At 62.4% G+C, this 10388-nt stretch carries 4 protein-coding genes and 1 tRNA gene; 3 read left to right on the top strand and 2 right to left on the bottom strand.

Features of this window, described 5'->3' with window-relative positions; genetic code table 11:
- Window positions 1–153: 153 nt before the first annotated feature.
- A tRNA-Lys gene (locus ABD127_RS18995) sits at window positions 154–226 on the top strand.
- Between the two features lie 125 nt (window positions 227–351).
- On the opposite strand, the gene ABD127_RS19000 is transcribed toward ABD127_RS18995, so the two are convergent.
- Window positions 352–537 (bottom strand): tyrosine-type recombinase/integrase, encoded by a 186-nt coding sequence (locus tag ABD127_RS19000; protein WP_344204500.1) that lies wholly within the window; start codon window positions 535–537, stop codon window positions 352–354.
- A gap of 306 nt (window positions 538–843) precedes the next feature.
- On the opposite strand from ABD127_RS19000, the gene ABD127_RS19005 reads away from it, so the two are divergent.
- Together ABD127_RS19005 and ABD127_RS19010 are read left to right on the top strand one after the other, a co-directional pair.
- The gene (locus ABD127_RS19005) at window positions 844–6957 is read left to right on the top strand and encodes a hypothetical protein (protein WP_344204492.1); all 6114 of its coding nucleotides are present in this window, start codon (window positions 844–846) and stop codon (window positions 6955–6957) included.
- 22 nt (window positions 6958–6979) lie between these two features.
- Complete coding sequence (locus ABD127_RS19010) at window positions 6980–7606, top strand: hypothetical protein (protein ID WP_344204495.1); 627 nt, start codon at window positions 6980–6982, stop codon at window positions 7604–7606.
- A gap of 511 nt (window positions 7607–8117) precedes the next feature.
- Here ABD127_RS19010 and ABD127_RS19015 read toward each other — a convergent pair.
- Window positions 8118–10388 (bottom strand): AAA family ATPase (locus tag ABD127_RS19015; RefSeq protein ID WP_344204498.1); only part of this gene is annotated, 2271 nt, incomplete at its 5' end.

Genomic DNA, 10388 nt, shown 5'->3' on the forward strand with positions numbered 1-10388 from the left:
CTCCTCTTCCAGGAGGCGCTCACGTGGGTCATGGGCCTCGGCATCGCCCTGATCGCCGGCGGTGTGCTGCTGGTCGAGATCGGCGCCTCGCACTGAGCCACGCCTCGACCCGGCGCACACCGAGCAGCGACGGTGGCAGACTGATCCCCGCCAGGGCCTCTAGCTCAACTGGCAGAGCAGCGGACTTTTAATCCGCGGGTTGTGGGTTCGAGTCCCACGGGGCCTACTCGTCAGAATCGGCGATTCTGACTGAAATTTCAGTCGATTCATCGTCACAGCAGACGCTCAGAAAGCCGTTTTGGGCACACTCTTCTGAGTATCCGATCGATCTGGGCGCACTCGGAGCGATGCTCAACGAGGTGCGCGCCACAGCATCGCGGCGTCATTCATGGCCGCAGCCACGGCATCCAGATCGTCGTCGAAGAGGTCGGCGTAGGTATCCAGTGTCATGGCCGCAGACTTGTGCCCGAGCATCCGCTGGACGGCCTTGACGGTCGCCCCGGAAGCGACGGCGAGCGAGGCCGCCGTGTGCCGCAGATCTTGATGGTGGCTTCACCCTCGAGCACGGTCCAGGTCTCGGTGTAGGGATGGCGGTGCAGCCCGAGCCCTTTCCCCCGGGGTCGATGCTGACCAGGAAGGACGAGACCTCGGCTCCGAGATCCCGGCCCTCGAAACGCAGCGAGCGGCTTCCCGGGATGCGGATCGTCGCGGTCGGGATCGCGCCACTCACTACACCTCCCGGACCTCGATGCAATTTCAGCCTCGGAACATCAACCCCGGCCGGCCACGAGACTCAACGACTCAACACGCGATGAGGGGCGTCGGAGTCGGTAGAGTTCGGGAATGGGAGGAGCCCAGGTCGTTCGTACTACTCGAAGCGGCGATCAGTACCACTACCTCTGGGCTTCCCTCCGCGCACTTCGCCTCCTCGACGATTCGACCGGCCTCGAGGCTCTCAGCATCGAGGGACCCTCGAATGGCGAAGACGTCGCCGCCGAAGAGATCATCGATGTCGCGGAGTACTACGGAGGAACAAACTTCTCTATTGCGGACCGTGTCGCGTACCACCAGTTGAAGCACTCATCGATGCGGGTCGACGAACCGATGACGAGTTCTGAGCTGTCGACAGTGTTGGGCAAGTTTTCGGCGATCTACCGCGAAGCCTGCGACCGAGGGAACGAGCTCAAGATCCAATTCAGTCTCGTCACGAATCGACGCCTCGCGGATCGAGTCCGGCAAACCATCGATGAGCTCACGAGCGGTCGTGACGCGACTCATGCCAACGAAGCGTCGCATCTGCAGCGGTACATGTCATTCGGACCTGACGAGGGCAGCCAGCGAGAGTTTTTGCAGCGATTCGAAATCAACGATCAGTCCGCGGGACTCGAGGACGTGGAGCGGGCGCTGGACCGCGAGATCGCATCGCTCGTCCCTGGAGGAGGCTCAGGAGCGGAGCTCGCCGAGCTGATGTACAAGATCTCCGCAATGGCGAGGCATGAGTCCAAGACGAATACGATCGGCCTCAACGATCTGCTTATAACACTCCGTACGACCCATCGGGCATTACTCCCTGCGCCCGCCAAGTTGGAGCGGCCCGACCACATCATCCGGACGGCTGACGTCACCACCGTCGCCGAACTGCTTCAAGCCGGGCAGGAGCAGAAACTTCTTGTCACTGCTCTCGGAGGCGTCGGGAAGTCCGTCTTCACGTCCCTGCTGGTCGACGAGCTTGCGGACCGTTCCACGAGCTTGGTCTTCGACTGCTTTGCGGGCGGCGACTACCGCGACCTCCACACGAAGCGACATCCCCACCACATCGGCCTGACACAACTAGCCAACGAGCTAGCAGGACAAGGGCTCGCCTCTGTCTTGATACCGTCACAGACCGCGAGCGCCGCCGACTACCTGCAAGCGTTCATCGCGAAGGTCGAAGAAGCATGTGAACGACTCGCGCTACGCCACGCCGACTCGCTGCTGACGGTCATTATCGACGCCGCTGACAACGCGGCTCTCGCAGCAGCGGACTACGGTGAGGCGCACTTCATCAAGGACCTGTTCACTGTCGAATGGCCGAGCAACTTCCGCCTTGTCGCTCTGTGTCGGCCGGAGCGGGCGGGCCGACTCTCGCTCCCCCGGAGCATTCGGCGAGTACCGCTCGTCGGTTTCGATGAGGACGCCACCTATGAGCACCTCCGCAGCGAGTTCCCAGATGCCACGCCAGGGCACGGACTGGAACTCCACGCATTGAGTTCCGGCAACCCTCGCGTCCAAGCGATGGCTATGAGCGGCAGTAGCAGCGCCGCATCGGCGATCGAGAAGCTAGCGATTGCACAGGCCCGCCCGGGCGAGACACTTGACGTCCTGCTCGCCGACATGATCGAACGTGTCGCGACTCAAGGGCAGATGTCCACTGAAGAACTCACGGCTCTGTGTGAAGCCCTCGCCATCCTGCATCCGACGATCCCCTTAAAGGACCTTTCAGACATCACCGGTCTCGAGCCGGATGCGGTACGGAGTTTCGCCGTGGCATTGGGCCGCGGATTGTTCTTCAATGAACACGCGCTGCAGTTCCGCGATGAGCCGACCGAGACATGGTTCCGCGACAATCATCTTCCGCCAGAGTCCGGAATGCGATCCTTCGCAAATCGCATCGCGCCATTGGCATCCGACTCTGCCTACATCGCAGCGGCACTGCCCCAGGTCTTCTTTGAAGCAGGGATGCTCCACGAGCTCGTCCAGCTCGCGCTGTCGGACGAAGGACTTCCAGGTAGCGCGGACGAGCTTCAGTCGCAGGAGATCTCTCGATCCCGGACCCGCTTTGCTCTTGGGGCAGCCCTCAAGTCACGGCGGAACTCGGATGCTGCACTTCTCGCGGTGAGGGCGGGCACGCTCTTGTCGGGCTACTCGCGGCGCATGAAGATGCTTCGCGAGCACCCCGACCTAGCCGCGAGATTCATGCAGCCCGAGGTTGTCGAGGGACTGACGACCGGCCGGGACCTCGCCGCAGACTGGCCAGGCTCAAACTTGCACGTCGAGGCGGTCATGCTGTCCCAACTCGACTCCCTGAAAGGAATTGCGAGATCCCGCGTCACGTCCTCGCTCAACACCATCCATGCCATCCTCCGACTGCGCGGCGAAGCAAATCATCACCTGCGCACGAGCGTTGGCATCGACGAGATCGCCCTCCTGGCGTTGTCGATCATCAATCTCGACGGCCCAGATGCCGCCGCTGAGTTCTTGAGCTCCTGGCGTCCGAAGCCCTTCGTGAGAGAAGCCGCAGCCGCGTTCTGCTCGAAACTCGCCGACGCAGACCGAATCGACGAGATCTGTCAGGTCGCCGCTTCTGCCTCGGCCACCAAGCATCTCCAGATCGGCTGCTTCGAGGTCTTGTTCGAGTATGCGGCAGTTCCTTCGGATGCCGCGATCGAGGCGGTGTGCTCGATGCTGAAGAAACGAAAGAAGCCGTTCAAGCATGACCGAGGACCGCATGCTTACGAGACGGATGTCCGAGCGGTTACATGGGCTCTGCTCCACGGGCGACGAGCAGGCTGCCTGAACGATTCGGAGGCGCGCCAAATTGCGGAGATCCACCTGGAAATCCTGCCGAATCACGTGGGGGAACGGGGCCACGGGTTGTCCCCCGTTGGGGTGATAGTCCTCCACGCGTTACACGCAAGGTTGGCCCGCCATGACTTGACGGTGGCCAACCTGATCAATCCGGATTTTCTGGCGACTCTCAGCGACGATCGATACGGTGGCAAACGGGATACTCGGTCGTTTCAGGCGAACATTCCTGATCTGATCCCGTGGGCCACTTCTCTAGTCAACGCCATCCTTGACGGGCCGACCGAGAGTGTCCGCCGCGACCTCAAGTCGCTGGCGGAGTCGGGCTTTCCAAAAGTCGGTGACTATCAGACCCCGTTCGTGCGCATCAACGGAGTAGCCGAACTGGCCGTGCGAATTCTCGCGGTGGTTCCGCACAAGCGGCTTCTAGGGGGCCTCGAGGCCTGGCATGAAGCATCGGACATCTATCTCGGGCGGTCTCGGATCCCAGTCGTCAGGGCGACGGCCCGCGACCAGAGCATGAAGGCTTTCGGCGTAGCGGTGGCCAATCGAGGGGTTGATCGCTGCCAGCAGGATCGGATCGATGCCGATCTTCGAGTGGACGAACTCCTCTCGCTCTCACGCGCTGTGCTCGCGTGCAGCGCGTTCGAGGCGGAGGCGATCTTCAACATCGCCGATCACGAGTCTGAACTGGTCGGATCCGACCTTGGCGCTCGGTGGTACGCCCTCACAAATTCCGCACGTGCGATAGGAAACGGCAGCGAGTCAGCACGTGCTCACCGTCTTCTCGAGGTCGGCGAAGCCCTTCACGCGAACGGAGGTCTCGATGCAGCACAACTGGCGACGCCACTCTTTCAGTTGGATCCGTCAGGCTACTACGCCGCAGCGTCACGACAGCGCGACCGCCGGGCGGTCGACTACGAGCGTCTACTCACCCCGGTGGTCCTTAGCGTCGGGTCGCCGGGCAGCCACGTCGGCACCTTGGCGCTGCTGGCTTTCCGGCCGACAAGTTCGTGGGCACAGGCAATTTCGGAGCTAGAGCCCGAGGAGGCCGAGACCGCCAGCCGGGTACTCGGGGAGCACTACCGGTTCGACCAACCAGCAGGTGAGCGTCCGCGGGAACCCGAGCAGACCTCTGGCTGGAGCGGCAAACCTCCGGCGAGGCGAGATCGGCCGAAACCCCGTCGCGTCGCGGCCGAGCACGACTTCACCACTGCCGCAGGCTGGGACCACGCGTTCAGAAAGATCGAGTGGTACAGCGAGAAGCGCGCGAAGCTGATGGCCGCCGCTTTGAGAAAGTCGCCGGCGGAACTCCCAGAAGTGCTTGTCGCGCTAGCTGCGGCGCCCGGTGCACGTGAGTCGGACTTTGTGACGGCCGCACGCATTGCCGGCCGTCGGCCGTCATCCGCGGGACTCCGCTCGGCTGTCGTGACCCTCGGCAATGCCTTCGCGACCCGATTCGCGTCCGAGATTTGCACGCGCTGGTACGACCGATCCGAACTGCGGGACTTCGCAGAAGCAGCCAGAGCCGACCCTCGAGAACTTTCGAGAATCTCGTTCGCGGAGTTGGGAAGCAGAGCGCACGCGTTGAAGCATGAGGAGTGCTTCAGCCTCGCCTCACACATCGCCCAAACCCTCCAACACGACGAAGCCGCCCGAGTCTTCGATGCGCTCGGCAGCCTGTTCGACGACCTTGCCCCGCCCGGCGGCTCGGCCGACGGAACGTTCGATCGGACCGCGTGGGAGATGCCCAGCCGCCACCAGGGCATCGCCGGCCTGATCTGGACAGCCTGCGGAGACATCGCGGCACGACGTCGATGGCAGGCGGCTCACGCCATTGTCCTTCTCGTGCAGCTCGGCGACGCGAGAACGCTTGAGCAACTCGCCTCGTACGCTGATGGCACTCACGACGGGCGGCACTTCGCGGATCCTAGATTCAAGCCGTACGAGCTCCACTCAAGGTTGTGGACCCTCATGGCCCTCGAGCGGGCAGCCTCGGAACCCAATGCCCACATGCTCGCACCATTCGTGCCGTGGCTTCAGAGCGTTCTGGACGGCCCGCCGCATGCGGCCAACCAGGTCACAGCCCAACGGGTCTTGCAGGCTCTCAGCGGGGTGCCTCCGCTTGCACCTCTGATCGCGGCAGACTCGCTGAACCGCCGCTTGATGCCTGATCACAAGCTGGTCGAGTGGGGGCACCGGCAGGACCACTCCGATCCCTTCGGCGCCGAGGGACCGGTCGAATCGAGTCGGCGTGCGTACCCGTTCTTCTACGACTTTCAGTCGTACTGGGGCAGCCACCTAGCTCGAGCCTTCGGCACCTCCGAAGCTGTCGTCGCCCAGAAGGCCGCGGCCATCGCCGAGGAAGTGACTGGGTTCGATGACGACGAGCGGGACGCCCGTAGATCGGCACACGTGTTCGAGAGTGGCTCCACGACCGACCACCGCAGCTGGCCCCGCGAGGAGGACTTCAGGTTCTACTCGGCGATCCACTCTCTCCTTGTCCTGGGGGCTCAACTCGCCCTGACCCAGCAAGCGCTGAAGGATCCCGGGAGCGAGCTCGATGACTACACAGCGTGGCTCCAGGAGTACCTGCCGACACGGCGGGACGGGCGATGGCTTTCCGACCGCCGAGACCCTCCACCATCGCCCTCGCCTGAGTGGAGGATCTCTGGCGCAAACCATGAGACTTGGCCTTGGTCTCTGGCTCGACAGGACTTCGCGCCAGTTGCCGGGCACGGCACGGATCGCATCACGGTGAGCGCTTCGTTCGAGTCCACGCTCGGTCGGCTCTCGGAGGAAGTTCGCATCTCGAGCGCGCTCATTTCCCCAAGAACCGCCCGTGCGTTCCTTGTCGCTCTCCAGACAAGTCAATCGAACCAAGGATCCGGCAGTCTCCCGACGATTCGCGACTACGACGACCTCGAACCGCAAATGCCACAATCAGTGTTCCGCCTGACGCCCTGGATCGACGACTCCCGATATCGAGAAGGGATCGACGAACAAGACGAGCTGGGTCGGAACCTGCGGTTCCCGCCCAGACGTCTGAGCTCAGAGTTCACGACGCGCTTCTCACTCGAACCCGACGTCGACCTGCGCTCGTGGCACAGGGATGGGAATTGCCTCATGCGCAGTCGGGCTTGGGACGCTACGGAGCAAGTCGCATCAGATCGCGTCACAGGAACCAAGGGCGAAACACTCGAAGTCGACCGGTTGCTGCTCCTTGAGATCTTGGCTGCCACAGGATCGTCCCTTGTTCTCTCCGTTGACTGCAGGCGCGAGAAGTACACCCCGTCCTACCGACGAAACGAGGACCCTGATGAGTTCCACTGGATCGAATGGTCCTCAAAGACCTATCTCATCGATTCGCAAGGACGGTGGACCGAATACTGATGCCGTCCTCGAGCTCGGGCGGATGCTCGCCGCAACGTTCGAGGACCACGAACTGACAGCGAGATGGATGGCACACCACCTGTCCGAACTCATCGTCGCCGCGGAGAGTGACACCAGCACGACTGTCGAGCAGCGAGCAACGATCGTGACGACGATCCTTGAGATCTGGGCAGCCCGACGAACCGCGCCAGGGGCGGTATCCGGCGTCGTGCTCGACCATGTTTTCGTCGCGCTCGACAGACTGGGCGACGAGCGTCCTTGGCACTTCAGTCGTCTCCGAGGTCTGGACGGACTGCCAACTAGCGAGCACGAAGCCCCGCTGGTCGCCATTGCTGTCGGTCTCGAACGGCTGTCGCGTGAAACGGCAACGGCCTTGCTCTGGCGAGCCATCAATGACGGCATCGCCCAAGACGCGCCGTGGATCGAAGCTGTGGGAGCCGTCGGTGAACAACTGGAACACGACCTACTTTCCGCGACGCGCAGCGTTCGGCACCGACTGCGCTTACTCGCAGTTGAAGAGGACGCTCCTGACACGGACCAGGCTGGCCAGAACGCTGGCAATGCCGAAGTCGTCGCGCGGCTGGAAAGGATGTCACGCGTGCTCTCCGATCTCGCCACCGCTATGGAGAAGGACTCAGGCGGCCCGTGAACCAACACGGACGTGAAGTGCCGCGCGTCCGCAACCCCGTACAGGCGGGAACCCAAAATCACGCCGTTCTGGGCAGCAGTCCCGGACGCCAAGTCGACCAGTTGCGTGTCAATCGCCTCACTCGTCCGCGCCTCAGCCCGCCGACTCCCCCACACACCTCTTTCACTCAGCGTTCCCCCTGACCACCGGGAGCCGTCTGCGTGGCCTTGAGGGTCGAGACGGTGTCCTTGCAGAAGCTGTCTGCCGGGTCGGGGTACGACTACCTGACGCGGCAGGTGGACTCACCGTGGCCGACCCGATGATCGAACAACTCCTGTGCCCGGAGTACTTCGCCGAGCACCTCGGCGTCAGCGAAGGACAACTCGCCCAGATGCGCTACATCGGCACCGGGCCGGCGTCCGATACGCGGCCTCCGACGTCGCAGACTGGCTCCAGGACCACCGACGAACTCGGACATGAGGAGGCAAAGCTTCACGTCCCCCCGGAGGTCGCACCACCCCAGCGAGCGCGCTCACCCGGGGAGCACGAAGTGCTGGTTGCCGGTGGCCGAGCACATGCGGTCGAAGTGTTCCTCGTCGACAGAGCGCATGAACTCGACCGCCCGACGCAACTGACGGTTGACCGTCCGACCGTCCAGAACGTCGGTGCTTTCACCCCCTTCCCCGTGGGAGAACCGATTACAGAAGTCGTAGACGTCTCTGAAGGGCTCGCCCTTTTGCGCGCTGACCAAGACCTCGAGCTGCTGCAGGAAGTCGGTGCGGTGAGGAGCCTTGTAACTGGCGAAGACCTCCAAGACTCGGCGGGCCGCATTGGGCAGAAGGAAGAGGCGTTCGTGGTCGTCCGGGTCGGTGATTCCCGATAGCACCATCGAGAAGAGGTAGGCGTACTCCGATGTGTTGTTCAGCAAGAACTTCGGCAGATGGTCGATGCGCGATCGCCGTTGCCCCCTACTCGTGTCCGCGAAGATCTCGAGGAAGGTGACTTTCGGGAACCGGGCCTCATCAGGGTCGTCGTTTCTGATCTTGCTCATCGACTTCCCCCAGGCGTTCTTGTGAGACTTCAAGAACAGACGAAGCAGACTGAAATCGTGAGTAAGCACGACGTACTGGCCATAGTCGCGGAGTCGATCGTGGAGCCACTGATGCGTTGCGAAAATTGCCTCCCTGTCGAGGGAACTCGAGGGATCATCGACGACCACCAAGCGCTTCGACGGGTGATCACCATGCGTCTGCTCATCTTCGAGGCTCCGAAGAAAGTAGAGAAGCGACAAGGTAGTCCGCTCACCCTCGCTTAGGTCGGTACCCGGGCCGTCGCTGCGACGACACTCGTACGACTTGCCATCATGTGTGACGGCGATGCTGAGGTGGTTCTTGCCATAGACACGAGCGAGGTCAGCCGTCAGCGTGTCAGCCATGTCCTTGGTCGTGAATCGAGCTTTGCGCAATTCATCCAGCCGACGGTCGGCGGTATCGGCGGCGCTCGTGAGGTCTCCGTGCTCTCGTCGGTGCGACTTCGCCTCACCCTCAAGTCGGCGGTACTCCGCGCTCTGAGAACTCACGATGTGGTCGAGGACAAGTTGCTTTCGATCCCTCGTGCTCTGAGCGTGCTGCCGCACGCGCTCATTGTGCAGCGCGATTCTGTCCGAGATCTCGGTCGTGGACAGAATCGTCTTGAGGCCGTCCCAGTCAGGCTCGTCAGGTGTATGCCCGGGGTCTTCAGATTTGCTTCGCAGAACCGACTCGAGGGAGTCGTAGATGTCCTTCCGACTTCCCAACTCTGCGTCTAGGTCTTCGAGGGCGACCGCGTACCCCGGCCGGAGGCCGCTATCAATCTTGTTGGGTTCCGGGAGCCGAATTCGCCACGAATCGATCTGCTTCCGTTCCTCGATCAATGACCTGAGCATTGATTGAGCTGAAGCTCTGATCTCCAGCCAACTTTCATCGAAGTGGCGTGCGAGAGCTTCACGGCGGGTGTGGTCGATCTGCCCAGTACAGAAGAGGCAGTGGTCTAGCGCAATATGAAGTTCGAGGCCCTGCTCGACCCAAGATTGCGCCGCGGAAGCCCCTTGCAACTCCTCAAGGGCGACGCGGGTGGGGGTCCGTTCCAGCAGTTCCTTCAGTCCCACCAGCCTGGTGACGAGTCCGGTCGGCGGGGACTGAGGCTCGCGGACCTCCTCAGATTCAGCTTCGCCGAGACGTTTCAACGCTTCGGCATGTGCGCTCTCATCCGGACCTTCCCCGGTGTGAGCACGGAGGTCTTCTTGCACTTTCGTGATCGTGAATCGATTCTTGGTGTAGTAGCTGTAGTCAAACTCTTTCAGCTCCGACACGATGCGGTCCTGCACCTTGCGGGCAATAGCGGTGGAATCGCGTTCAGCTGAGTTGTTCTTCGCGAGTGCAACTTCGGCCTGCTGCCGGAAGTCTTGGACTTCCTCGACGAGCCTGGACTCCTCTTCTTTCGCATCAATGGCTTCGCGACCGAGGGTGACGATTGCCGTCGCGCGGTCTCCACTCAGGAATGCATCGAGGTTGGCTTGGACCCACTTCTTCGTGAAGACAGCCATCGGCGCCGGCGCGGCGATCGGGCCCTGATCGAGGTTCACCGGGCGCTGCGAAGGGTCTTCCCAGACGACGCTTGTGGTGCAATCGCCCTCCGCTATGCCGAGAAGCATTTCCGCGAGGGTGGACTTTCCGCTGCCGTTGTGTCCGTAGATGATCGTCCGCGAACCCGCTGGGCGGTCGTCAGACCAGAAATCAGCGTCCAAGGACCGCCACTGTTCGCG

The sequence above is a fragment of the Aeromicrobium alkaliterrae genome (genome assembly GCF_039529015.1).
Classification (GTDB): Bacteria; Actinomycetota; Actinomycetes; order Propionibacteriales; family Nocardioidaceae; genus Aeromicrobium; species Aeromicrobium alkaliterrae.

Bases quoted from the DNA above. Each gene is read 5' to 3' on its own strand.
- ABD127_RS19005 (WP_344204492.1), top strand. From the start codon at position 844: ATGGGAGGAGCCCAGGTCGTTCGTACTACTCGAAGCGGCGATCAGTAC.
- ABD127_RS19010 (WP_344204495.1), top strand. From the start codon at position 6,980: ATGCTCGCCGCAACGTTCGAGGACCACGAACTGACAGCGAGATGGATG.